The 21,804-nt window shown below is 68.2% G+C and carries 22 protein-coding genes; 7 read left to right on the forward strand and 15 right to left on the reverse strand.

Translation table 11 applies throughout. The features are described 5' to 3' along the window. Nucleotides 1–289: 289 nt before the first annotated feature. From C1931_RS05605 to C1931_RS05625, 5 genes are all read left to right on the forward strand, one after another. The gene (locus C1931_RS05605; RefSeq protein ID WP_108755651.1) at nt 290–1,084 is read left to right on the forward strand and encodes an alpha/beta hydrolase; all 795 of its coding nucleotides are present in this window, start codon (nt 290–292) and stop codon (nt 1,082–1,084) included. Nucleotides 1,085–1,087: 3 nt separating this feature from the next. Further along, nucleotides 1,088–1,633: a redoxin family protein gene (locus tag C1931_RS05610; RefSeq protein ID WP_108755652.1), complete on the forward strand. Its 546-nt coding sequence runs from the start codon at nt 1,088–1,090 to the stop codon at nt 1,631–1,633. A gap of 55 nt (nt 1,634–1,688) precedes the next feature. Further along, a complete protein-coding gene (locus tag C1931_RS05615) occupies nt 1,689–2,429 on the forward strand; it encodes a response regulator (RefSeq protein ID WP_108748893.1) in 741 nt (246 codons plus the stop codon). Continuing rightward, a complete protein-coding gene (locus C1931_RS05620) occupies nt 2,426–3,739 on the forward strand; it encodes a HAMP domain-containing sensor histidine kinase (protein ID WP_108755653.1) in 1,314 nt (437 codons plus the stop codon). Before C1931_RS05615 ends, C1931_RS05620 begins: the two co-directional genes overlap by 4 nt. A 151-nt stretch (nt 3,740–3,890) precedes the next feature. After that, complete coding sequence (locus C1931_RS05625; RefSeq protein WP_108755654.1) at nt 3,891–5,150, forward strand: MFS transporter; 1,260 nt, start codon at nt 3,891–3,893, stop codon at nt 5,148–5,150. A 4-nt stretch (nt 5,151–5,154) separates the two neighbouring features. On the opposite strand, the gene C1931_RS05630 is transcribed toward C1931_RS05625, so the two are convergent. Continuing rightward, nucleotides 5,155–6,102, reverse strand: coding sequence for a nucleoside hydrolase (locus C1931_RS05630; RefSeq protein ID WP_108752449.1), 948 nt, complete (start codon nt 6,100–6,102; stop codon nt 5,155–5,157). 153 nt (nt 6,103–6,255) lie between these two features. Here C1931_RS05630 and C1931_RS05635 point away from each other — a divergent pair, with 153 nt between their 5' ends. Further along, complete coding sequence (locus C1931_RS05635; protein ID WP_108755655.1) at nt 6,256–6,714, forward strand: hypothetical protein; 459 nt, start codon at nt 6,256–6,258, stop codon at nt 6,712–6,714. A gap of 31 nt (nt 6,715–6,745) precedes the next feature. Then, entirely contained in the window at nt 6,746–7,060 is a 315-nt protein-coding gene (locus C1931_RS05640) for a hypothetical protein (protein WP_108755656.1), read from the forward strand. A gap of 246 nt (nt 7,061–7,306) precedes the next feature. Here the strand turns inward: C1931_RS05640 and C1931_RS05645 are convergent, their stop codons facing one another. The 14 genes from C1931_RS05645 to C1931_RS05705 form a co-directional block, all read right to left on the reverse strand. Next, nucleotides 7,307–8,026, reverse strand: coding sequence for a GntR family transcriptional regulator (locus C1931_RS05645; RefSeq protein WP_108755657.1), 720 nt, complete (start codon nt 8,024–8,026; stop codon nt 7,307–7,309). A gap of 240 nt (nt 8,027–8,266) precedes the next feature. After that, nucleotides 8,267–9,634, reverse strand: coding sequence for an SLC13 family permease (locus C1931_RS05650; protein WP_108752453.1), 1,368 nt, complete (start codon nt 9,632–9,634; stop codon nt 8,267–8,269). A gap of 105 nt (nt 9,635–9,739) precedes the next feature. Continuing rightward, nucleotides 9,740–10,660, reverse strand: a complete 921-nt coding sequence (gene mdcH / locus C1931_RS05655) for a malonate decarboxylase subunit epsilon (protein WP_108755658.1) — start codon at nt 10,658–10,660, stop codon at nt 9,740–9,742. Beyond that, complete coding sequence (mdcB, locus tag C1931_RS05660) at nt 10,657–11,514, reverse strand: triphosphoribosyl-dephospho-CoA synthase MdcB (RefSeq protein ID WP_108755659.1); 858 nt, start codon at nt 11,512–11,514, stop codon at nt 10,657–10,659. The genes mdcH and mdcB overlap by 4 nt, the downstream gene beginning before the upstream one ends. Beyond that, nucleotides 11,511–12,152, reverse strand: coding sequence for a malonate decarboxylase holo-[acyl-carrier-protein] synthase (mdcG, locus tag C1931_RS05665; protein WP_108755660.1), 642 nt, complete (start codon nt 12,150–12,152; stop codon nt 11,511–11,513). The genes mdcB and mdcG overlap by 4 nt, the downstream gene beginning before the upstream one ends. Then, nucleotides 12,145–12,855 (reverse strand): biotin-independent malonate decarboxylase subunit gamma, encoded by a 711-nt coding sequence (gene mdcE / locus C1931_RS05670; protein ID WP_108755661.1) that lies wholly within the window; start codon nt 12,853–12,855, stop codon nt 12,145–12,147. Before mdcE ends, mdcG begins: the two co-directional genes overlap by 8 nt. Continuing rightward, complete coding sequence (locus C1931_RS05675; protein ID WP_108755662.1) at nt 12,852–13,760, reverse strand: biotin-independent malonate decarboxylase subunit beta; 909 nt, start codon at nt 13,758–13,760, stop codon at nt 12,852–12,854. The genes mdcE and C1931_RS05675 overlap by 4 nt, the downstream gene beginning before the upstream one ends. Then, nucleotides 13,757–14,077 carry a malonate decarboxylase acyl carrier protein gene (mdcC, locus tag C1931_RS05680; protein WP_108755663.1) on the reverse strand — a complete coding sequence of 107 codons (321 nt, stop codon included), beginning with the start codon at nt 14,075–14,077 and terminating at the stop codon, nt 13,757–13,759. Before mdcC ends, C1931_RS05675 begins: the two co-directional genes overlap by 4 nt. Before the next feature lie 10 nt (nt 14,078–14,087). Then, nucleotides 14,088–15,731 (reverse strand): malonate decarboxylase subunit alpha, encoded by a 1,644-nt coding sequence (gene mdcA / locus C1931_RS05685; RefSeq protein WP_108755664.1) that lies wholly within the window; start codon nt 15,729–15,731, stop codon nt 14,088–14,090. Between the two features lie 223 nt (nt 15,732–15,954). Then, the gene (locus C1931_RS20230) at nt 15,955–16,107 is read right to left on the reverse strand and encodes a hypothetical protein (RefSeq protein WP_159093556.1); all 153 of its coding nucleotides are present in this window, start codon (nt 16,105–16,107) and stop codon (nt 15,955–15,957) included. A 69-nt stretch (nt 16,108–16,176) separates the two neighbouring features. After that, entirely contained in the window at nt 16,177–18,366 is a 2,190-nt protein-coding gene (locus C1931_RS05690; protein ID WP_108755665.1) for a TonB-dependent siderophore receptor, read from the reverse strand. Nucleotides 18,367–18,692: 326 nt separating this feature from the next. Further along, nucleotides 18,693–20,390, reverse strand: coding sequence for a malate dehydrogenase (quinone) (mqo, locus tag C1931_RS05695; protein WP_108755666.1), 1,698 nt, complete (start codon nt 20,388–20,390; stop codon nt 18,693–18,695). Between the two features lie 172 nt (nt 20,391–20,562). Continuing rightward, nucleotides 20,563–21,009 (reverse strand): GNAT family N-acetyltransferase, encoded by a 447-nt coding sequence (locus C1931_RS05700; RefSeq protein ID WP_108755667.1) that lies wholly within the window; start codon nt 21,007–21,009, stop codon nt 20,563–20,565. 85 nt (nt 21,010–21,094) lie between these two features. Beyond that, nucleotides 21,095–21,679 carry a hypothetical protein gene (locus C1931_RS05705; RefSeq protein WP_108755668.1) on the reverse strand — a complete coding sequence of 195 codons (585 nt, stop codon included), beginning with the start codon at nt 21,677–21,679 and terminating at the stop codon, nt 21,095–21,097. Nucleotides 21,680–21,804 lie beyond the last annotated feature (125 nt).

The following is a 21,804-nucleotide window of genomic DNA, read 5'->3' on the forward strand; positions in this document are numbered from 1 at the left end:
ATCGGCAACGTGTGCCGTTGCCCAGGGTTTTGTCAGCCACTGTGGCTGGGGCAGGGGTTTCGTACAGTCCGATACAAAGACGCCGGGTCGCGTGTTCGCCGGGCGCGGCCCGGCGCTACCGGGTGGTAAAGGTTCCCCGCACGTACGCGCGAGGATGCCCGGCGGCCGAATGTATCCCACTGTAGGAACCCGCCACCGCCCTACAGTCCGGTACAACTCGGCCCCGCAGCGAAACAGCGCCGATACACCTGCAGGCGGAAATGGCCACTCCCAACCCTGGAGTGCTCCCATGATCCGCACCACCCTGCTTGCCGCCGCCCTGGCCCTGGCCGGCGCCGCCACCCCCGCCTTCGCCGCGCAGGCCGATGCTGGCGCGCCGCCCACCGTCATCCTGGTGCACGGCGCCTTCGCCGATGGCTCCAGCTGGAACAAGGTCATCAGCACGCTGCACGATTGGAAGGTACCGGCAGTGGCGGTGCAGAACCCGCTCACGTCGCTGTCCGACGATGTCGCGGCCACCCGTCGTGCGATCGCCGCGGCGCCCGGCAAGGTGGTGCTGGTCGGCCACAGCTGGGGCGGTACGGTCATCACCGAAGCGGGCAACGATCCCAAGGTGCAGGCGCTGGTCTACGTGGCCGCCTTCGCACCCGATGTCGGCCAATCGTCGGCACAGCAGGGCGAGGGGTTCCCGGTGGGCCCGGGCCTGACCCGTCTGCAGGACCGCGATGGCTACCTGAGCCTGCCGGCCGATGCCATCGCCCAGGACTTCGCGCCGGACGTGATGAAGAAGACCGCAGCGCTGCTGTACAGCACCCAGGTGCCGCTGAAGGCCAGCGCCCTTGGCGAAGCCGTCACCGCCGCCGCCTGGCGTGGCAAGCCGAGCTGGTACGTGCTCAGTCGTGACGACCGCATGCTGTCGCCGCAGCTGCAGGCCGCCACCGCAAAGCGCATCGGTGCACAGCTGCAGTCGGTCGGCAGCAGCCACGTGTCGCTGCTCTCGCACCCGGCCCAGGTGGCCGACACCATCCTGGAAGCGGCCGGGGTGAAGCCGGCCGAGCTGCCGCTGGCCGAGCAGGGGGGCTGAGCGATGGCCACGCTGCGCACCTACGCCCTGCCGTTGCTGCTGGCCCTGATCGGTGGCGCGGCACTGCTGCTGGTCTGGCCCAGCCCCGCCGCGGACGCGCAACCGGCCGAGCCCGTTGCCGCGGCCGGTTTCGACGGCGGCGGACCCTGGCATAACAGTCCGCCGCTGCGCCTGGAGCAGTTGCGCGGGCAGGTGGTGCTGGTCGAGTTCTGGACCTATGCCTGCAGCAACTGCCTGAACGTGGCGCCTTACGTGCACCAGTGGCACGCACGCTACGCACCGCAGGGCCTGCGCGTGGTGGGCGTGCACACGCCCGAGTTCGCCTATGAGGGACTGCAGGGCAACGTGCGCCACGCGATCCGTCGCCTGGATATCACCTGGCCGGTGGTGCAGGACAACCAGTACCGGATCTGGAATGCATGGAGCAACCGCTTCTGGCCGGCGCTGTACCTGGTCGACCGGCAGGGCCGGGTGGTCTATCGGCACTACGGCGAAGGCGACTACGCACGTACCGAAAGCGAGATCCAGCGCCTGCTGGCCAGCCCCTGAGCCGCGCTACCATGGCCGCGCCGCGCGGCCTTTCCCTGTCTTCATCGAGAACGCCATGAACCACGTACCGCACATTCTTGTCGTCGACGATGACAGCGACATCCGCCAGATGCTGGCCGACTACCTGCAGCGCAACGGCTTGCGCGTCAGCCAGGCCGACGGCGGCCGGGCCATGCGTGCGCTGATGGATACCCACGCGGTGGACCTGGTGGTGCTGGACGTGATGATGCCCGGCGAGGACGGCCTGAGCCTGTGCCGCAACCTGCGTGCGGGCAAGCATCGTGCGGTGCCGGTGGTGCTGCTGACCGCGCGCGATGATGAAACCGATCGCATCATTGGCCTGGAAATGGGCGCCGATGATTACGTGACCAAGCCGTTCTCCTCGCGCGAACTGCTGGCACGCATCAATGCGGTTATCCGCCGCACGCAGATGCTGCCGCCGAACCTGCAGGTGAGTGAAGCGGGGCGCCAGTTGGCGTTCGGCGAATGGCGGCTGGATACCACGGCGCGCCACCTGCTCGATGCGCAGGACACCGCCTATCCGCTCAGTGGTGCCGAATTCCGCCTGCTGCGCGTGTTCCTGGACCATGCCAACCGCGTGCTCAGCCGCGACCAGCTGCTCAGCCTCACCCAGGGCCGCGATGCCGAACTGTTCGACCGTTCCATCGACCTGCTGGTCAGCCGCGTGCGCCAGCGCCTGGGCGATGATGCGCGCGAGCCGACCTACATCAAGACGGTGCGCAGCGAAGGCTATGTGTTCAGCGTACCGGTGCAGTTGCTGGGGCCGCAGGAATGAAGGCCGTCGCGCGCCACCTGCCGTGGCCGCGCACGTTGTCCGCGCGCCTGCTGCTGTTGTTGCTGGGCGGGCTGACCCTGGCGCACGCGCTGTCCTTCGGCCTGTTGTTCTTCGAGCGCTACCAGGCCACCCGCAGCATGATGCTGCGCAACCTGGACGAAGACGTGGCGGTGAGCGTGGCCCTGCTGGAGCACCTGCCGGCCCGTGAGCGCGCGGCCTGGGTACCGCGGTTGGAGCGGCGCACGTATCGCTACCTGCTGCGCCCGGCGGCAGCGGGACCGGCGCTGGAAACCGAGCGTGCGCGCCAGGTCACCGCGATCATCGATGACAGCTTGGAACATCGCTATCCGCTGCAGGCGCGCCAGGTTGCGCGCCTGCCGGAGCGCTTCGAAGTGGAGCTGAAGCTGCACGACGGCACGCCGTTGACCATCGAAGTAACCCCTTCGGGGCTGCCGCTGGCGCGCTGGCTGCCGGCGGTGCTGCTGCTGCAGCTGGCCCTGTTGCTGGCGTGCGCGTGGTTGGCGGTGCGCCTGGCCATGAAGCCGCTGGCGCGTCTGTCGCAGGCGGTTGAACAACTGCAGCCGGGCAGTGATGCCGCGCCGCTGGCAGAGGATGGGCCGGCCGAAGTCGGCGCCGCGGCCGCGGCGCTCAATGGCCTGCAGGCACGCATCCGTGGCCATGTCAGCGAGCGCCTGCAGATTCTGGCGGCCATCTCGCACGATCTGCAGACGCCGATCACGCGCATGAAGCTGCGCGTGGAAACACTGCCGGAAGATGCCACCCAGCAGCGCCTGCTGGATGACCTGGACCACCTGGGGCAACTGGTGCGCGAAGGCGTGGCCTATGCACGCAGCAGCCATGTGGCCAGCGGCGCGCCGGTGGCGATGGATCTGGGCGCGTTCCTGGCCAGTGTGGTGGGCGACTATGAAGACATGGGCAAGCCGGTTACGGGTGGCGCGCCCGCGGGCCTGACCGTGCAGACCTGGCCGCAGCCGCTGCGGCGGGTGGTCGGCAACCTGGTCGACAACGCAGTGCGCTATGCCGGCAGCGCCGAGATCGAGGCGGGGCGCGATGCGGCGGGCAAGGTGTGGATCGCCGTGTCCGACCGCGGCCCCGGCATTCCCGAGGCCGAGCTGCAGGCGGTACTGGCGCCGTTCCATCGCCTGGAACAGTCGCGCAACCGCGATACCGGCGGCACCGGGCTGGGGTTGGCCATCGCTGTGCAGCTGGCGCAGTCGCTGGGCGGTTCGCTGCAGCTGCGCAACCGCGACGGTGGCGGCCTGCAGGCGCTGCTGCAGCTGCCGGGGTGAAGAGCAGGGGTCAGATCCCTTTGCCATGGCAAAGGGCTCTGACCCCACAATCGCCCGCGTGGGGTCAGAGCCCGTTTCCTGCGGAAACGGGATCCGACCCCGGTGCACCGCGCCGTCACTGCGCGCGTGACACCCTGCCGCCATGAATGAGATGACGGCGGCGCGGCAGCGTTCGATGTGGGGGGCGGGCCTGTCCACCGTGGTGGAGTGGTACGACTTCACCCTGTACCTGTACTTCGCCACCGTGCTGTCACGGGTGTTTTTCGGTGGCGGTGATCAGGCCATGCTGGTCACCCTGGCCGGCTTCGCGGTCTCCTATCTGATGCGTCCGCTGGGCGCCTTGTGCTTCGGCCACCTGGGCGATCGTCTTGGCCGGCGCTGGATGCTGCTGGCCTCGATGGCATTGATGGCCGCGGCGATGCTGGCCACCGCATTGCTGCCCACGGCCGCCACCGCAGGCGCTACGGCTGGCGTGCTGTTGCTGCTCCTGCGCTGCGTGATGGCGTTCTCGGTGGGCGGCGAATACACCGGCGTGGTGGCCTATCTGCTGGAAAGCGCACCGGCACGCCGGCGCGGCCTGGTCACCTCGTTGGCGTCGGCCGCCAGTGAGGTCGGCGCGCTGCTGGCGGTGGCGATTTCCGCGGTGACGGTGGCGCTGCTCACGCCGGCACAGCTGGATGGCTGGGGCTGGCGCATTCCGTTCTTCGTCGGCGCCGCGCTGGCGCTGGTGATCCTGATTGCACGCTCGGGCATGCACGAGTCCCCCGAATTCGAGCGGCAGCGGCGCGAGGGCAGCATTCCGGCCACGCCGCTGCGGCACGTGCTGCGCCACCATCCTGGCGCAGTGGCGCGTACGTTCGCGATTTCCGCGCTCGGGTCGATCACCTACTACGTGGGCATCACCTATGTGCCGGCGTTCCTGCATGCGCAGGGCCACGATGAGGGCGATGCGCTGTGGTTGTCCACGGTTGCGGCGGTGGCCGTGATTGCGATCACGCCGCTGTGCGGTGCGCTGTCCGATCGTTTCGGGCGGCGTCCGCTGCTGCTGGTACTCACCGCGCTGGCGGCGCTGCTGCCGCTGTCGATGTTCGGCGCGATGGCGCAGGCCTCGCCGCTGGGCATTGCGCTGGCGGCGGTGGTGCTGGCCTGCGTGGCCGGCGGCGTGAGCGCGGTGGCCGCACCGGCCACGGCCGAGCAGTTTCCCGGCGAGGGCCGGGTGAGCGGGCTGGCGTTGGGGGTGACCATGGCCACGGCGGTGTTCGGCGGGGCGACACCGTGGTTGGCGCAGTGGTGGGTGGAACGCAGCGGCTGGGCGGCGGCGCCGGGCGCGATGATCGCGCTGGTGGCCGTGCTGGTGCTGCCGGTGCTGTGGACCCTGCCCGAGACAACCCCGGGCAGGGCCAGACGCTAGGCGATCAGACCTTCAGGGTCTGCGCGATATCGTCCAGTACGGCCGCCGCATCCACGCCGATGGCGATCGACTGCAGCACGTGGCCATCCCACACGCTGGGGCCGAAGGCCAGGCCTTCCGGCTTGGGAATGGTCATGCCCCGCGCCACGCCGTCGGTGGCCACGCGCACGCTTGCGCGTTCGAACTGGAACAGCTCCGGGCGGGTCAGCGCGATGCAGGCGCAACAGTCGTGCACCACCATGCCCTTGTGCCCGGCCTGCAGGTAGAAGTCCACGTAATCCTGCGACAACGCGCGCACCAGTTCGGCATCGGCACCGCCGATGGCGGCCAGCTGGTCCAGGCCATCGCGGTCCATTTCCACGCGGGTGGTGACATCCAGGCCGATGGCGGTCACCGGCCACTGGGCGGTGAACACGATATCGGCCGCTTCGGCGTCGCCCCAGATATTGGCTTCGGCTGCCGGGGTGATGTTGCCGTTCACGTGGAAGGCGCCGCCCATCAGCACCACGCCGCGCACCAGGCCGGCGATATCCGGTGCCTGCTGCAGGGCCAGGGCCAGGTTGGTCATGCGGCCCACGGCCACCAGGGTCACTTCGCCCGGGTGCGCGCGCACCAGGTCGATGATCAGCTGGTGCGCCGGGCGCGCATCGGCGGCCACGTCCAGCGTGGCGGGCACCGGGTGGTTGCCCAGCCCGTTGTGGCCGTGGATGTGCACCGGCCAGGCCTCGGGGGTGGCCTCGGGCTGCAGCGGGCCGCCCGCGCCACGCGCGACCGGGGCGGCAAAGCCCCAGGCCTGCTTCAGGTACAGCGCGTTGTGGGTGGTCGATTCCACCGAGGCGTTGCCGAAGGTGGTGGTCACGCCCACCAGGTCGATCTGGGGGTGCTTGTGCAGGTACAGCAGGGCCAGGGCGTCATCCACGCCCGGGTCGGTATCGAAAATGACTTTCAGCATGTTGTTGTTCTTCTTCTTCCGTGTGGTGCAAGGGGGCCGGCGGACCCACGGGGCCGGGCCGGCGCGCCCCACATTGTCCCATCTTCATGACAGGCAGGGCGAACCGGCGCGGCGGTGCTATCGTCAGCGGGCATCCAGGGACGGAGTACCGCCATGAAATCCCCCGCGATCCTGCTGGCTGGGCTGCTGTGCCTGGGCGCCGTCGCGCCGGCCCTGGCCACCTCGGTGGAGCCGAAGCCGCTGACGGAAATGGTGGCGGAAGCCGACCAGATCGTCCGCGCCAAGGTGGTCGCCGTGGAGATGGTCGATGGCAAGGGACGGCCGTTGACCAATCCGGAAGCGCGCACCGGGCCAGGCTCGGACAACGAGATCCGCCTGGTCCTGCAGGTGCAGGAAGTGCTGCGCCCGCGGGAGGGCAAGGTGCCGGCGACGATCCGGGTGCCGCTGTGGACGATGTGGCACTACACCTTGGGCCATATCCGCGAGGCCACGCTGGGTAGCGAAAGCCTGTTTCTGCTCAAGGGCGAGCGCCATGCACCGGTCTATCCGATGGGTTTCCAGCGGCCGCTGGATGAGCGCGCGCAGATCCAGTCATTGATGGTGGCGCCATGACCGCGCCGGTTCGCTGCTGCGGAGGCACGCCATGCTGGTGGTGACCCTGGTCCTCATCGCCCTGGTGCTGGGCCTGAACCTGGTCGCCACGTATGTGGTGGTGCGGCGCGACGACGTGTCGGCGGGTGGGCGGGCGGTGCAGCTGCTGCTGGTCTGGCTGCTGCCGTTGGTGGGGGCGATCCTGTGCATGGCCGCGGCCACGGCCGACGGGTCCAGCAGCCGGGCCGATGGCAGTGGCGGTGGCAGCTACGATTCCTCGGGCAGCTATTCCAGTGACAGCCACAGCAGCCACAGCCATGGCGGATCGGACTGCAGCAGTGACAGCGGTGGCAGCTGCAGCGATTGAGGTGCAGACATTTTGTAGAGTCGAGCCATGCTCGACTGCTTCTGCCGTTCGTAGAGTCGAGCTTGCTCGACTGCTTCACGCAACAGCAGTCGAGCAAGCTCGACTCTACCAAGCTGCGGTCAGCCGTCGTTTGTCGTGGCGGCCACAGAACAGCGGTCAGCCGCCGTCAGCCGCCATCGGCGGGGCGGGGCGGGTTCAGCGGCCCGTGGTAGCGCCGGGCCATGCCCGGCGGCGCAACCGCCCCGCTCAGCCGCCGCCTTCGGTCGGCAACGGGGCGGGCACGTTCAGCAGCCCGCCGCTGGCCACGTAGGCGGCCAGTGCCTGGCCCTGGCTCAGCAGGTGGCGTTCCATGGTGCGCTCGGCCGCGGCCGCATCGCGGCGGCGGAAGCATTCCATCAGCTCACGGTGTTCGGCCAGCGACTGCGCGGTGCGGCCGGGGGCCAGCAACTGGCGCCCGCGGTGCATCTTCAGGATGCGGTGCAGATCGTGGGTGATGCGGATCAGCCACGGGTTGCCGGCGTAGTGCTGCACGGTTTCGTGGATCAGGTAGTTGTTGCGGTAGTACTCGGCAATGTTGCCTTCGGCGGCTGCTGCTTCCATCGCCGCATGCAGCGCTTCCAGGTGCTGCACGCCGGCATCGTCGATGTGCTTCACCGCCTCATGCGCGCAGCGGCCTTCCAGCATCGCCATCACCGGGAACAACTGGTTCAGGTCTTCCAGGGTCAGCCGGGTGACCCGCGCGCCACGGCCGGCATCGATCTGCACCAGACCTTCGGCGGCCAGCAGCTTCAGCGCCTCGCGCAGCGGCGTGCGGCTGATCCCCAGTTCCTCGCACAGCGCGGGCTCGTCGATCCACTCACCGGGCGGCAGACGGTAATCGTAGATGCGCTCGCGCACATGTTCGGCCACCTCTTCATACAGAGGTGCGCGCTTCTTCGGTGAACGCGGAGCAGGAGCGATGGCCATGGTGGAAAGTGTACTGCCTCCCTGCGTGGAACCTGTAACGCGATACGACCGACCCGGAAACCGACGGGCAAAACCGACGGGGTAGAGTCGACTGTCAGTCGACTATCGCGCGAAGCGCAGGGTTCTCCGGCATCAATGCGAGGAGCAGTCGACCAACGGTCGACTCTACCCGTCGAACCCATCCCGCCGAACCCATCCGGCAGGAGGGCGCCGGAACGGTCCGGCGCCCCACGCACTTACTCACATCCAGCCCGGCACCACGAACACCAGCCAGGCCAGCAGTGGGCCAAACACCACCACCAGGCCGCTATAGACCAGGAAGCGGCGGAACAGGGTTTCGCGTTCTTCCTTCGCGGCCGAGGCCACCACCAGTGCGCCGTTGGTCGAGAACGGGCTGACATCGACGATGGTGGACGACACTGCCAGCGCGCAGATCACGCCCGCCGCACCCAGATGGCCCTGCATCAGGAATGGCACCGCCAGCGGAATGGTCGCGCCCAGCACCGCGGCCGACGAAGCGAAGGCCGACACGATGCCGCCCACGTAGCAGACCAGCAGCGCGCCCAGCAGCGGAATGCCGATGCTGGAAACCCCATGGCCGATGAAGTCCACCGCGCCGGCATGTTCCAGCACGCCGATGTAGGTCACCACGCCGCAGATCAGCAGCACGGTGGACCAGCTGATGCCATCGACCGCGCCCTTCTGGCTCTGCGGCGACAGCAGCGCCAGCGCCACGGCCACGGTGATCGACACCAGGCCGACGTTGAGGTTGTAGATCAGCGCGGCCACGCCCAGGCCCAGCAGGCCGATCAGGGTGAACAGGCGTTCGCGGGTGAAGCCCACGGCTTCCAGCGCCACCGGATCGTTGGACAGCGTGCCACCGCCGGCGGCCACCAGTGCGCCATGGCCTTCAATGGCGAACTGCCGCGACGAGGCCTGCGGTCCACCGGCCATCGCCAGTTCCGCCGTACCCACGCCGCCGGTGGCCGTGATCGAGCCGCGGCGCAGCAGGGCGATGCCGCCGAATGCCACGAAGCAGATGATGGCCATCATGAAGTTGAAGCCCAGGCTGGTCAGGAACACCGCCATTTCGGTCACTTCCAGGCCGGCCTTCTGCACCACGCCGTTGGTGATGCTGCCGTACACGCTGATGGGCGAAAAGCCGCCGGCCTGCGCGCCATGGATCACCAGCAGGCCCATCATCAACGGGTTGATGTTGTACTGCTTGGCAAAGCGCAGTGCGACCGGGCCAATGATCGCCACCGCAGCCGGGCCCAGCGCACCGAAGGCGGTCAGCACGGCGGTGATGACGAACATCACCCACGGAATGGCCACGATATGGCCGCGCACCGCTTTCACTGCCCAATGCACCAGTAGATCGATGGTGCCGTTCTTCTGCGCGATCGCGAACAGGTAGGTGATGCCGACCAGGGTCAGGAACAGGTCGCCGGGGAAGCCGGCAAGCACTTCCTTGCCGCCCATGTCGACCCAGAGACCGCCGATGATGAAAGCCAGCGCGAAGGCCACGGCGCCCATGTTGATCGGCATGGCGGTGGCGACGATGAACATGATCACCAGGCCGATGATCGTTGCGATTTGTGGACTCATGCGCCCTCCCAGACACGTGACTCGCGGTACAGCTCGGATGGAGACCCGCCATCCCGGGGTAAGGCGTCGTACTGCATGCTGCGTGCTACGTACTGCTCGAACCCGTTACTGCTGCCGGTCCAGCGCGTTGCGGACCCATGCCGCTGCGCCGTCCAGGCCCTGGAACTCTTCCACCGCGCGCACCTGGCAGCACGGGTAGGACGCGGCCACCATGCGCGCCAGCGCGGTGCCCGGGCCCAGCTGCAGGAATACCCGCGCGCCACGCTCGAAGGCCTGGCGCATCAGCTGTGCCCATTCGATGGTCTGTGCCAGCTGTGCCGACAAGGTGTGGATCACCGCCGCGCGATCGCGCACCGGGCGCGCATCGATGCCGGCCAGCACCGGTAGCGTTGGCGCGCGCACCGCCGCCGCCTCCAGCGCCGTGGCGAACGGTGCGACAGCGGCTGCAAGCAGCGGCGTATGCGCGGCCACATGCACCGGCAGCACGCGCACCTCTGCACCCTGCGCGCGCGCGACAGCGGCCAGAGTGTGCAGTGGCGCCTGCGTGCCGCCCACGACGAAGTGATCGGCGCCGTTGGCGATGGCGATGTGCACGGCGTGTGCATCGCACAGTGCCTGCAGCGTTTGCCGCTGCAAGCCCAGCACCGCCAGCAGGCCGCTGTCGGCCGGGCTGGCAGCGTCCATCAGCTGCGCGCGGCGGGCCGCCAGCTGCAGGCAGGCGCGGGCATCCAGGCTGTCAGCTACCGCATGCGCGGCCAGCTCGCCGATGCTGTAGCCGGCCACCAGCAGCGGTGCCGGCAGCGCATCGCGCAGGCCCTGCCAGTGCGCCAGCGTGGCCGCACACAGCAGCGGCTGCGCCAGTGCGTTGTCGAAGCGTGCCTCATCGACGGCGGCCGCAACGACATCGCGGCCCAGCACCGCCTGCGCGGCATCCAGCACGTCACCCGCGGCAGGCAGGTCGCGCACGCGATCAAACATCGCCGCGTGCTGCGCGCCTTGTCCGGGGCAGAGCAGGGCCAGGCTCATGCGCCCTCCTGCTGCAGCAGGAACCAGCTGCAGGCCAGCAGATCGGCACTGCCACCGGGGCTCAGGCGACGCGCCACGAAACCCTCGCCGATGCGGTGCAGGCGTGCCTGCCAACCAGCGGCGAACGCACCGCCGCCATCAACAAAACCGCGTGCCTGCTGCTGCGCCCACGCCAGGCCGTCAGCACCGCCGCGGTGTAGCAGGTTCAGGTCATCCACGCGTGCAACCAGCTGCATCAGGGTCTGGCACAGCGCTGCATCGCGCGGCAGCCCCGCGTGCAGGGCGTGGCGCAGGGTGGGCACGGCCAGCTCGCGCAGCAGCGGGTAACCGGCGGCGGCCTGTTCGCGAACGCCCGGCACGCCATGGCGCAGGCGCGCGCGCTGGCCGGGGCTGCCGGCATCCAGCGGCGCAGCGGCAAGATCGCTGGCCCAGTGCTGTACCGCCAGGCAGACCTGCGCAGCGGGCACGGCGTGTCCGTGCTGGCGGTGGCAGCGTGCCGCAGCGGCCACCAGCAGGCCCAGGCTGAAGATGGCACCGCGATGGGTGTTGATGCCGCCGGTGGCATGCAGCATGGCCGCTTCCGCGCCGATGCCGAGCGTGCGCAAGCGTGCAAACGGCGCATCGTCCGCGCCCGCGCGGGCAATGTCGGTGAAGTAGTGGCGCAGCGCGAACAGGCTGCGCAGGAACGTGCCGGCATCCATGTCGTCGTGGCTGCCGGTGCTGAAGGGGGTCACCAGGCCCGGCTTGGGCGCGCACGCAAGTTCGGCGTGCAGGCTGGCGATGGCCAGGCGGCCCAGGCGCGCGCTGTCGACATCGCGCCCAGCAAGTGGCAGCACGTGAGCCAAGGCGCTCATGCGGCCACTCCGGCGGCAACGAACAGGCGCTCGCGCGGTTCCAGTGCGGCGCCGTGCAGGCGCTTGACCAGCACCTGGCGGCTGCCACCGGCGTACTCGCGCCAGTTCACCGCGCCGCCGTCGGCCAGGCACAGTTCGCCATCCACCCGGCGGCCCTGCGCACGCTCCCACGCCTGCAGGTGATCGACCAGGGTCTCGGCCTGCGCGCTCACATCCACCTGCCACAGCAGATCGATGTCCGAGCCGGCGTGCACGTAGGGCAGGCCGCTCAGGTGCTGCCAGGCGAAGGCGCCAAACACGCGTGCCGGCGCGATCTCTGCCAGCGCCAGCAGGGCGTCCTTCCACTCGGCGGGCACGCCAGCGGCCAGAAGTTCATCCAGCGCCGGCGGTGCCTGCATGCGCTGCACGTCCTGCAGCGGTACCCGCAGCGCCAGCCGCTGCTTGCCCTCGCTGGGCGGCAGCGGCACGCCCAGCCGCAGCCGCGGGTCGGGATCGTCCACCGCACGCCGCGCCACCATCGCCGGCAGCCCCTGCGCGAACCACGCCGCCAGGCGCGGTTCGCACGCGGCCACGTCGGCCCGCCAATCGGCGTGCGCCGACAGCCAGACCAGCGTGTGGCGGGCGGGCCGGTCAGGCATCGCCGCGGGCCACCGCAATGGATACATCGGCGGCCAGTGCACGGCCGCCACGCTGCGCACCCAGCGCTGCGCGACGGTCGCCGTCGGCAGGGGTACGCAGGGCCTGCAGCAGGTGCTGGGCCAGGTCACCGTCCCACAGCGATTCGACGGCGCCCATCGCCACATAGTTGCCCACGCCCGGTGCGAACACCGGCGAGCTCTGGCTGAGCGCCTGCAGTTTTTCCAGCGGCTGCTTGGTCACCCGTGCCATCGCGCGCAGGTCCATCACCCGCACCTGCGCGTCGGGCAGGGCATGGATGTGATCGGCCATCAGGCCGAAGGACAGGAAGCCGCCACTGACCGATTCGCCATAGACCAGGGTCACCAGGCGCGCACCGCGCCGGCGTGCCAGGTCCAGCGTCTGCGCCAGATGGGCGAAGTAGCCGTTGATGCCCAGCATTTCATCGCGACGGGCCAGGCGCTGGCCAGCGGTATCGGCCAGCATCACGATCGGCCGCTGCGGGTGGGCGGCGGTACTGGCCAGCACCGTGTCGGCCAGCGCCAGCGCGTGGTCAACGCCCACTTCGATGCGGTCGGTGGTGCCGATCACGGTCACCTCGCCATCGTCGGTGGTGGCGCTGCCGGCAAGCACCGAATCGTGCACGGCAACGGCATGGCCGCGCGGGAACAGGGCATCCAGCAGGGTGTTCAGCGGCGGGGTCATGGCAGTCTCCGCTGGGCGGTGGCGGCAAGGAAGTCGGCGGTGTCCAGCAGCGGCAGACGCTCGGGTAAGGCAATGCCCTGCAGGGCCCAGACCTGCAGGCCGTCGTTGCACTCGCCCCAGGCCTGCACGCGTGCCTTCAATGCGGCTTGGCGTGCCTGCAGCGCGCCCAGCGCGGTGTCGGTGTCGGCGCTGATGGTGTCGGCCTGCAGCGCATCCACGGCGGCCTGCGCGAAGGCCTGCAATGAATCGGCTACCAGCACCTGGGCCTGGTCGATCAGGTAACGGTGCTTGCCGCCGGTCACCCGCCACACCAGGGCGCGGTCGCGTGCGTCGAACTCTTCCACGCCGCGTACGGTTTCAATCACTTCCGGTCCGGACAGCGACAACCGGCCTTCTTCGGACATGATCACCGTCGTGCAGCAGCGGGCGACGATGCCCATGCCGCCGAACGCGCCGTTGCCACTGCCGATCAATGCGATCACCGGTACCCCGGCGGCGCGCGCGTCCAGGGTGGCGCGCATGATTTCGGAAATGGCGATCAGCCCGGCGTTGGCTTCGTGCAGGCGCACGCCGCCGGTGTCGAGCAGCAACAGCACGCCGTCCGGGCGGGTCTGCGCTGCGCGCCGCAGCAGTCCGGCCAGCTTGGCGCCGTGCACCTCGCCCACGCCGCCGCCCATGAATTCGCCCTGCTGCGCGGCCAGCAGCACGCGCTTGCCCTGCAGCGTGGCTTCGCCCACCACGATGCCATCGTCGAAGGCGGCCGGCTGGTCGAGCTGGGCCAGGTGCGGGCTCATCACCCGTTGGGTGGGGCCCAGGAATTCGTGGAAGGAACCGGCATCGACCAGGCCGGCGATGCGCCCGCGTGCGTCGGCTTCGTAATAGCTGTGGCGTTGCAACGGGATCATGGCGCGCCTCCGCCCAGCAGGGTTTCCACCGCCTGGTCCAGGCGCAGGCTGACCACCGCAGGGGTCGCGCCGGCGTCATTGATCGACACCCGCACGTCACTCAGCGGATGGCGCTGGGCGAAATCGGCGATCACCGCCTGCCAGATCGTGCCGAAGCCCTGCGCTGCGGTGATGACGCGCACGGTCAGCGCGCCGTCCTGTGCTGCCGGTTCCAGCAGGATTTCCAGATTGCCCGAGGCCAGTACGCCCACCAGCACCGCATCGTGCGGGAACTGCACCGGCCGGCTGCCGTCGAATCGATAGTCGAGGGTTTCCATGCTCTGTCCCTTACCAGTTGCGGAAGCGCTTGGGCGGGTCGTACAGGCCGCCGGACCAGCGCACCAGATCCTTCACCGAACGCGCCGCCAACAGGTCGCGGCTGGCATCGCGCACGTTGATGCCCAGGTCATCCGGGCGCTGGATCACGCCACGGTCGCGCAGGTTTTCCACCATTGCGCGGTCGCGGCCCAGGCCCACCGCGGTGTACCCGGCCACGCCGCGGATCGCCTGTTCGCGTTCCTCCGGCGTGCGGCACAGCAGCAGGTTGGCAATGCCTTCTTCGGTCAGCACGTGGCTGACATCGTCGCCGTAGATCATCACCGGCGGCAGCGGCATCTGCGCGCGCTCGGCCAGTTCCCAGGCATCCAGGCGATCAACGAAGGCCGGCGCCATGTGTTCGCGGAAGGTTTCCACCATCTGCACCACCAGCTTGCGACCGCGCGGCATTTCGCCGGGCCGTGCGGCCTGCTGGCCGGCCTTGATCCAGGCATCGCTGGCATGGCGGCGGCCACGTGCATCCGATCCCATGTTCGGCGCACCGCCGAAGCCGGCAATGCGGTCGCGGGTGGCGGTGGAACTGTTGCCCTGCAGGTCGACCTGCAGGGTCGAACCGATGAACATGTCACACGCGTACAGGCCGGCGGTCTGCGAGAACGCGCGGTTGGAGCGCATCGAGCCGTCGGCACCGGTGAAGAACACATCGCCACGGGCGGCGATGTACTTCTCCATGCCCAGTTCCGAACCGAACGAATGCACCGATTTGACGAAGCCCGATTCAATGGCCGGAATCAGTGCCGGATGGGGGTTCAGTGCCCAGTGCTGGCAGATCTTTCCTTTCAGCCCCAGTGATTCGGCATAGGTGGGCAGCAGCAGCTCGATGGCGGCCGTATCGAAGCCGATGCCGTGGTTGAGGCGGTTCACCCCGTACTCGGCGTAGATGCCCTTGATGGCCATCATCGCCATCAGCACCTGGATTTCGGAAATCTGCGCCGGATCGCGGGTGAACAGCGGCTCGATGTGGTTCGGCCGCGGTGCCTGCACCACGAAGTTGACCCAGTCAGCGGGGATATCGACGCGGGGGAGGGTGTCGACGATTTCGTTGACCTGGGCGATCACGATGCCGCCGCCGAATGCGGTGGCTTCCACGATCACCGGGGTGTCTTCGGTGTTCGGGCCGGTGTACAGGTTGCCGTGGCGGTCGGCGGCCTGCGCGGCCACCAGGGCCACGCGCGGGGTCAGGTCGATGAAGTAGCGGCCGAACAGTTCCAGGTAGGTGTGGATCGCACCGATCTGGATGCGCCCTTCGGCCACCAGGTTGGCCAGCCGCACCGACTGCGGGCCGGAGAACGAGAAGTCCAGTTTCGAGGCGATGCCGCGCTCGAACACATCCAGGTGCGAGGGCAGGGACAGCACCGATTGCACCATGTGCAGGTCGTGCACCCGCGCCGGGTCCAGGTCGGCCAGCGCCTGGGCCAGGAAATCGGCCTGCTTCTGGTTGTTGCCCTCCAGGCAGACCTTGTCGCCCGGCTCCAGCAGGGCATGCAGCAGGTCGGCGACATCGGCGGCGGCGACCTGGCGGCCCCGTGCCCAGGGCGCGGCCCGTTCCAGGCGGGCCTGGCGGCTGCGTTGCAACGTGTCCCAGCTCGGGTTCATCGACCGGCTTCCGATTGGTGTTGGAATAATTACGCCATAATTACGGAGCGGCCCGCAACTCGCAGTGCAGCAAAAGAGAAGGGCCCGCACGCAGGCGGGCCCATTCAGGTCGTGTGCCGACCAGCGGTCGGCACCCACATTAGATCCACGCCATGCGTGGATGGGCCCCGCGATGGGGTCAGAGCCCTTTCCTGCGGAAAGGGATCCGACCCCGCTGCCTGGCTTAGAACTTCCAGCGCAGGCTGGCGGCCACGAAGCGCGGTTCGCCGTAGTTGTTGTAGTCCAGGTTGGCCCAGAAAGAAGGGCCCGCACGCAGGCGGGCCCATTCAGGTCGTGTGCCGACCAGCGGTCGGCATCCACAGTAGATCCACGCCATGCGTGGATGGGCCCCGCGATGGGGTCAGAGCCCTTTCCTGCGGAAAGGGATCCGACCCCGCTGCCTGGCTTAGAACTTCCAGCGCAGGCTGGCGGCCACGAAGCGCGGTTCGCCGTAGTTGTTGTAGTCCAGGTTGGCCCAGTAGGTCTTGTCCAGCGCGTTGCGCACGCTCAGCGTGGCCGTCCAGTTGTCGCTGATGCGGTAGTTCGCGTTGAACTGCACCAGTGCGTAGGCCGGCTGGTTCACCGTGACCGTGCCACCCAGCGGGTAGGGAATGTTGTAGCCCTGCACCTTGCTCTGCCACTGCACGCCGGCACCCACGCTCAGGCGTTCCAAGGCGCCGCGCAGGCGCAGCTGGGTGTTGATCTGCAGCAGGTCTTCGGCGGGGTTGGCGTACAGCAGGTCGGTGGCCGCGCGGGTCACCTTCACGTGGGTAAAGCCGGCGTTGACGGTCCAGCCCGGCAGGATCTCGCCGTTCACGTCCATTTCCCAGCCACGCGCCTTGGTGCCGTTCACGCCGATGTAGGCCGAGCTGCCATCGCTGAGCGAGTTGTCCGGCACGCTCATGTCGCGCACCGCGTAGTTGTCCTGCTTGGCCTCGAACACCGCGGCATTGGCGGTCAGGCGGCCGTCGAACCACTGGGTCTTCAGGCCCGCTTCCAGGTTCGAACCCTGCACCGGTGCCAGCAGGTTCTCGTTCTTGTCCTTGTAGTTCTGCGGATTGAAGATTTCGGTGTAGCTGGCATACGCAGAGACATTCGGGGTGATGTCGAAGACCAGGCCCACGTACGGGGTCACTTCATCGCTCACCTTGTAAGCGCCGCTGGTGCCGGTGTAGTTGCCGGCCGCGTTGAACGCGCGGGTACGGGTTTCCCAGCGGCTCAGGCGTGCGCCGGCGATCAGCGAAAGCGGCTCGGCCAGGTGCAGGCGTGCGGCCAGGTACACACCGCTCTGCGTGGTCTTGGCCACGCGGCGCGCACCGGTACGGGTGTAGGTCACCTCGGAAACATCACCGTTCCAGTCGTACACGTTGGGAATGTAGTAGCAGCGTTCGCTGCCGCAGCGTGCCCAGTCGGTCGGGAAGTTCAGCGTGGTGGTGTTGGTGGTCGCTTCCAGGTCGGCCCACTGCGCGCCGAAGGTCAGGTCGTGCTGCTGGTTGAACAGCTCGAACGTGCCGGTCAGGTAGGCATCGATGTTGCGGCGGGTGTCTTCGGCATCGCCGGCGGCGGCGCGCAGGAAGATGCCCGAACCGGTGGTCGGGTTCGGGTTGCCGGTGCCATACAGACGCACGTTCTGCACGTTGCCGCGGGTGTAGGCGGTGTTGATCTTCAGCAGCCAGTCGTCGCCGAAACGCTGTTCCAGGTTGGCGAACACGGTGCTGGTCTCGCGCTGCCAGTAGCTCCACTTCGGCGACAGGTTGGTCGAGCGCGGCAGGTGGGCGAAGTTGCCCTGGCTGTCGAAGAACGGCACGGTGCCCCAGGTGGAACCCACCGGGTTGTTGTCCTGGGTCTGGTAGCCCAGGGTGACCGTGGTGCTGTCGGTCACATCGCCTTCCAACACGGCCATGCCGGCCATCTTGTTTTCCTTGTAGCGGTCGTAATAGAAATCACGATCGGTGTAGGCGGCGACCACGCGGCTGCGGAAGCGGCCGTCGCTGGTCAGCGGCGCGTTCACGTCCGCTTCCATGCGGCGGTAGTCCCAGCTGCCGGCACTGACCGCGAACGAGGCATCGAACTCCTTGCCCGGGCGCTTGCGCAGCAGGTTCACCGTGGCCGACGGCACACCGGCGCCGCTGAGCAGGCCGTTGGCACCGCGGATCACTTCCACGCGGTCGTAGAAGGCGGTGTCGTATTCCTGGTTGGTCGAGCCGCTGTAGGTGGGAATGCCATCGACCTGGAAGTCGGTGATGGCGAAACCGCGCGCGTAGTACAGCGGGCGCTGGGTGTCATAGAAGGACACGCTGACGCCCGTCACGTTGCGCATCACGTCGTTGATGCTGAACAGCGATTCGTCCTGCAGGCGCTGCAGGCCGATCACGGTGGACGACTGCGGGGTTTCCTGCAGGGTGATCGGCAGGCGCGTGGTGCTGGCCGGGGCGGCCTTGTCGGCGCGCACGCTCACCTTGTCCAGGGTCTTGGCGTCGGATGCATCAGCGCCGGCATCGGTGGCGAACGCCGAAGGGGCCGACAGCAGCATGGCGGACAGCAGCGCGGCCGACAGCGGCGCGCGGCGGGGCAGGCGGGAAGCGTAGAGGGACATGGAAGGCTCTGGGCGGGTAAGGAGAGGGCGGGCGGCAACAGTCATCCGGCACCCGAGCGGCGGCGTCGGGCGGGGTCAGGTCCATCTGCGGGAGGGCGCAGGTCAGTTGCGCGGGGTGCAAATGTAAATCGTTCTTAACAACATTACAATTCGTGACAATGATCGGGCCCTCGGCGGGGTCAGAGCCCTGCGCCTGCGCCGCCGGGATCCGACCCCGGGGTCAGAGCCCTTTGCCCCGGCAAAGGGCTCTGACCCTTCCCGGCCCACAAACGCGAACGGCCACCCGAAGGTGGCCGTCCGTTTCTACTGCGTGGGAAACCCCAGGCTTACAGCGCCTGCAGTTCCTCGTTGGCATTGCGCTTTTCCTTCGCCGCCGCCGGGGCCGGCGTGGCCGCCGGCACGGCTGCCGGGGCGGCCGCAGCATCGGCCGGCACTTCCAGGTAGGGAAGGTGCAGGGTCTGGCTGGTCAGCGTGCGGATCTCGTTGGTCAGCGCGGCGCTTTCATTCAACTTGCGGCCGTACGACGGCACGATCTCGCGCAGGCGGGCTTCCCAGCCAGCCTTCATCTGTTCCGGGAAGGCCTTGGCCATCAGGTCCAGCATGATCGGCGGCGAGGTCGACGCGCCCGGCGAAGCACCCAGCAGCGCGGCGATGGTGTGGTCCTTGTCGGTCACGATCTCGGTACCGAACTGCAGCACCGGGCCCTTCAACGGGTCGCGCTTGATGATCTGCACGCGCTGGCCAGCGGTGATCAGCTTCCAGTCGCCCGGCTTGGCGTTGGGGAAGTACTTCACCAGCTCGGCCTGGCGATCGGCGTCGTTCAGGCGTGCCTGGGCCATCAGGTACTGCACCAGGTCCAGGTTGTCCTTGCCCACTTCCAGCATCGGGCCGACGTTGTTGTGGTTCACCGACGAATACAGGTCCCACCACGAGCCGTGCTTCAGGAACTTGGTGCTGTACAGCGCGAACGGTCCAAACAGCACCACCGGCTTGCCATCCAGTTTGCGCGCGTCCAGGTGCGGCACCGACATCGGCGGCGAACCGGTTTCGGCCATGCCGTAGGCCTTCACGCCATGGCGCGAGGTCACGTCCTGGCCCTGGAAGGCCAGGAACTGGCCGCCCACCGGGAAGCCGGCGTAATCCTTCGATTCGGGAATGCCGGACATCTGCAGCAGCTTCAGCGCGGCGCCACCGGCACCGATGAAGACGAAGCGGGCATGGGTGGTGGTTTCGGTGTTGGCCTTCAGGTCCTTCACCGTCACGTTCCAGCTCTTGTCGGCGTTCTGCCGCAGCGCGCTCACTTCATGGTTCAGGTGCAGCTTGAAGTTCGGGCTGCGCTGCAGGCCGGCGGTCAGCTGGCGGGTGATCACGCCGAAGTTGACGTCGGTACCGAGCGGCATCCAGGTCGCGGCCACCTTCTGCTTCGGGTCACGGCCTTCCATCAGCAGCGGCGCCCACTGCTTGATCTGTGCCGGATCTTCCGAGTACTGCATGCCGTAGAACAGCGGGTTCTTCACCAGGGCCTGCTGGCGCTTGTGCAGGTAGGCAATGTTGTCATCGCCCCAGACGAAGCTCATGTGCGGGGTCGGGTTGATGAAGTCGCTGGGCTGGCTCAGCCGCCCTTCCTTCACCTGGTGCGACCAGAACTGGCGCGAGACCTCGAAGCTTTCGGCAATGCCGACCGCGCGCTTGGTCTCGATGCTGCCATCGGGCAGTTCCGGGGTGTAGTTCAGTTCGGCGAAGGCCGAATGGCCGGTGCCGGCGTTGTTCCAGCCGTCCGAGCTTTCGTTGGCCACGCCGTCCAGGCGTTCATAGACCTGGATGTTCCAGTCCGGCTGCAGTTCCTGCAGGTAGGTGGCCAGGGTAATGCTCATGATGCCGCCGCCGACCAGGACGACGTCGACGGGTTTGTCGTTGCTCGCCGCCGGCACCGAGCGCTGGGTCAGCGGCCAGTACAGGAACAGCGCGGCTACCAGCAACAGCAGCACGAGCAGGGCGAGAAGGGCCTTGCCAAATTTCTTCATGGGGGTGACTTATGGCGTGGGGAAGGGGTTCAGGATGCGCGCCGGGTAGGGAAAGGGCGTGAAGAAACAACGCCTTGCAGCATCCAAGGGGCGGATTCTAACCCTTTCGGGTCCGGATTTGGTGCAACGCAGCATCCGGCCGCCCTGGCGCGGTAGCGCCGGGCCATGCCCCTCAGACCAGCTCCAGAATCTCGTCCCCGGCCTCGTCCACCTCGCCGGTGGCTCGCCAGCCCAGGTGACGGTAGAACCCGTAGGAGCGCGAGCGGGGATCGGCCGAACAGGCCAGGAACAGCCGCCCGTGCCCGGCAGCGCGGGCAAGTTCGACCACGTCCTGCAGCAATCGCTGGCCGATGCCGCGGCCTTCGTACTCCGGCAGCAGGGCCAGCACCAGCACTTCGCCGCTGTCACGGTCGGCAAAGCTGTAGCCGACCATAGTGCCGTTGTCCTCGGCGATGCGGCCGATGAAGTCGCCCTGTGCAATGCCCTCGGCCCAGCTCTCGGCGGTGATGCCCAGCTCGGCCAGTTGCGCCGCACTGAAGGCGTTCTCGCGGGTACGCCCGCGCAGATCGATGCAGGCGGCCGCATCATCGGGCCGGGCAGGGCGGTAGTGGATCGTCATGCATGTTCCTTTGGTAGCGCCGGGCCATGCCCAGCGGAGGCATCAGCCACGAACGGTAGCGCCAGGCCATGCCTGGCGGGCCCCTTCAATCGCTGCCAATGGTGAAGTATTCCGCCGCGAAATAGACCACCTGGTAAACCAACGCCACCGCAGCCAGCAGCACGTGCGAGCGCGCGCTGCGCAGGTTCCAGCCCAGCACGCAGACCACCAGCATCAGCGCCGAATGCAGTGGATAGGCCTCGCCCAGCAACTGCCAGCGGCTGCGCCCCTTGATCGCCGTGTCCACCAGATCCAGCAGCGTCAGCACCGCGATCACGCCGAAGATCCAGCGCCGGCGCTGCAGCAGGTAGTGGCCGTAGCTGCCGTAGTCGCGCAGGTCGTCGGGAAACAGCAGCGCGCACAGCAGGAACCAGGTGGCGCTGTAGGCGATCACGAACAGGTAGGTTTCAAACGTCCAGCGGTGCACTTCGATCAGGCGGAATTCCCACCACCAGAACGTGACCAGCGACACCAGGGTCCACGCCACCCAGCACAGGTGCAGGGCCGAACAGCCGCGCCGCTGCGGGTGCTCGATGATCTGCGCCAGCCCCTTCAGCAGGGTGGTGATCGACAGGCCCAGGATGATGCCCATCACCACGCGGATATGCAGGAACAGCGGATCGGTCCCCATCGCCCAGCCTCTCAAGGTCGGTTGCGGCGATGCTGGCACAGATTCGTCCTGTTTTCCGTGGCCGCGTATCCACCCATGGGGTGGATCTACTGGGTACGCGCGCATCCGCACATCGGGTGGCTCAA

The sequence above is a fragment of the Stenotrophomonas sp. YAU14A_MKIMI4_1 genome, assembly GCF_003086855.1.
GTDB lineage: Bacteria > Pseudomonadota > Gammaproteobacteria > Xanthomonadales > Xanthomonadaceae > Stenotrophomonas.

What these genes read in the sequence shown, in the direction of transcription:
- C1931_RS05705 (WP_108755668.1), bottom strand. Translation starts at nt 21,679, where the DNA reads ATGGGGACCGATCCGCTGTTCCTGCATATCCGCGTGGTGATGGGCATC.
- mdcB (WP_108755659.1), bottom strand. Translation starts at nt 11,514, where the DNA reads ATGAGCGCCTTGGCTCACGTGCTGCCACTTGCTGGGCGCGATGTCGAC.
- mqo (WP_108755666.1), bottom strand. Translation starts at nt 20,390, where the DNA reads ATGAAGAAATTTGGCAAGGCCCTTCTCGCCCTGCTCGTGCTGCTGTTG.
- mdcG (WP_108755660.1), bottom strand. Translation starts at nt 12,152, where the DNA reads ATGCCTGACCGGCCCGCCCGCCACACGCTGGTCTGGCTGTCGGCGCAC.
- C1931_RS05645 (WP_108755657.1), bottom strand. Translation starts at nt 8,026, where the DNA reads ATGGCCATCGCTCCTGCTCCGCGTTCACCGAAGAAGCGCGCACCTCTG.
- C1931_RS05690 (WP_108755665.1), bottom strand. Translation starts at nt 18,366, where the DNA reads ATGTCCCTCTACGCTTCCCGCCTGCCCCGCCGCGCGCCGCTGTCGGCC.
- C1931_RS05700 (WP_108755667.1), bottom strand. Translation starts at nt 21,009, where the DNA reads ATGACGATCCACTACCGCCCTGCCCGGCCCGATGATGCGGCCGCCTGC.
- C1931_RS05620 (WP_108755653.1), top strand. Translation starts at nt 2,426, where the DNA reads ATGAAGGCCGTCGCGCGCCACCTGCCGTGGCCGCGCACGTTGTCCGCG.
- C1931_RS05650 (WP_108752453.1), bottom strand. Translation starts at nt 9,634, where the DNA reads ATGAGTCCACAAATCGCAACGATCATCGGCCTGGTGATCATGTTCATC.
- C1931_RS05625 (WP_108755654.1), top strand. Translation starts at nt 3,891, where the DNA reads ATGACGGCGGCGCGGCAGCGTTCGATGTGGGGGGCGGGCCTGTCCACC.
- C1931_RS05610 (WP_108755652.1), top strand. Translation starts at nt 1,088, where the DNA reads ATGGCCACGCTGCGCACCTACGCCCTGCCGTTGCTGCTGGCCCTGATC.
- C1931_RS20230 (WP_159093556.1), bottom strand. Translation starts at nt 16,107, where the DNA reads ATGGCGTGGATCTACTGTGGATGCCGACCGCTGGTCGGCACACGACCT.
- C1931_RS05630 (WP_108752449.1), bottom strand. Translation starts at nt 6,102, where the DNA reads ATGCTGAAAGTCATTTTCGATACCGACCCGGGCGTGGATGACGCCCTG.
- C1931_RS05635 (WP_108755655.1), top strand. Translation starts at nt 6,256, where the DNA reads ATGAAATCCCCCGCGATCCTGCTGGCTGGGCTGCTGTGCCTGGGCGCC.
- C1931_RS05640 (WP_108755656.1), top strand. Translation starts at nt 6,746, where the DNA reads ATGCTGGTGGTGACCCTGGTCCTCATCGCCCTGGTGCTGGGCCTGAAC.
- mdcA (WP_108755664.1), bottom strand. Translation starts at nt 15,731, where the DNA reads ATGAACCCGAGCTGGGACACGTTGCAACGCAGCCGCCAGGCCCGCCTG.
- C1931_RS05615 (WP_108748893.1), top strand. Translation starts at nt 1,689, where the DNA reads ATGAACCACGTACCGCACATTCTTGTCGTCGACGATGACAGCGACATC.
- mdcE (WP_108755661.1), bottom strand. Translation starts at nt 12,855, where the DNA reads ATGACCCCGCCGCTGAACACCCTGCTGGATGCCCTGTTCCCGCGCGGC.
- C1931_RS05675 (WP_108755662.1), bottom strand. Translation starts at nt 13,760, where the DNA reads ATGATCCCGTTGCAACGCCACAGCTATTACGAAGCCGACGCACGCGGG.
- mdcH (WP_108755658.1), bottom strand. Translation starts at nt 10,660, where the DNA reads ATGAGCCTGGCCCTGCTCTGCCCCGGACAAGGCGCGCAGCACGCGGCG.
- C1931_RS05605 (WP_108755651.1), top strand. Translation starts at nt 290, where the DNA reads ATGATCCGCACCACCCTGCTTGCCGCCGCCCTGGCCCTGGCCGGCGCC.
- mdcC (WP_108755663.1), bottom strand. Translation starts at nt 14,077, where the DNA reads ATGGAAACCCTCGACTATCGATTCGACGGCAGCCGGCCGGTGCAGTTC.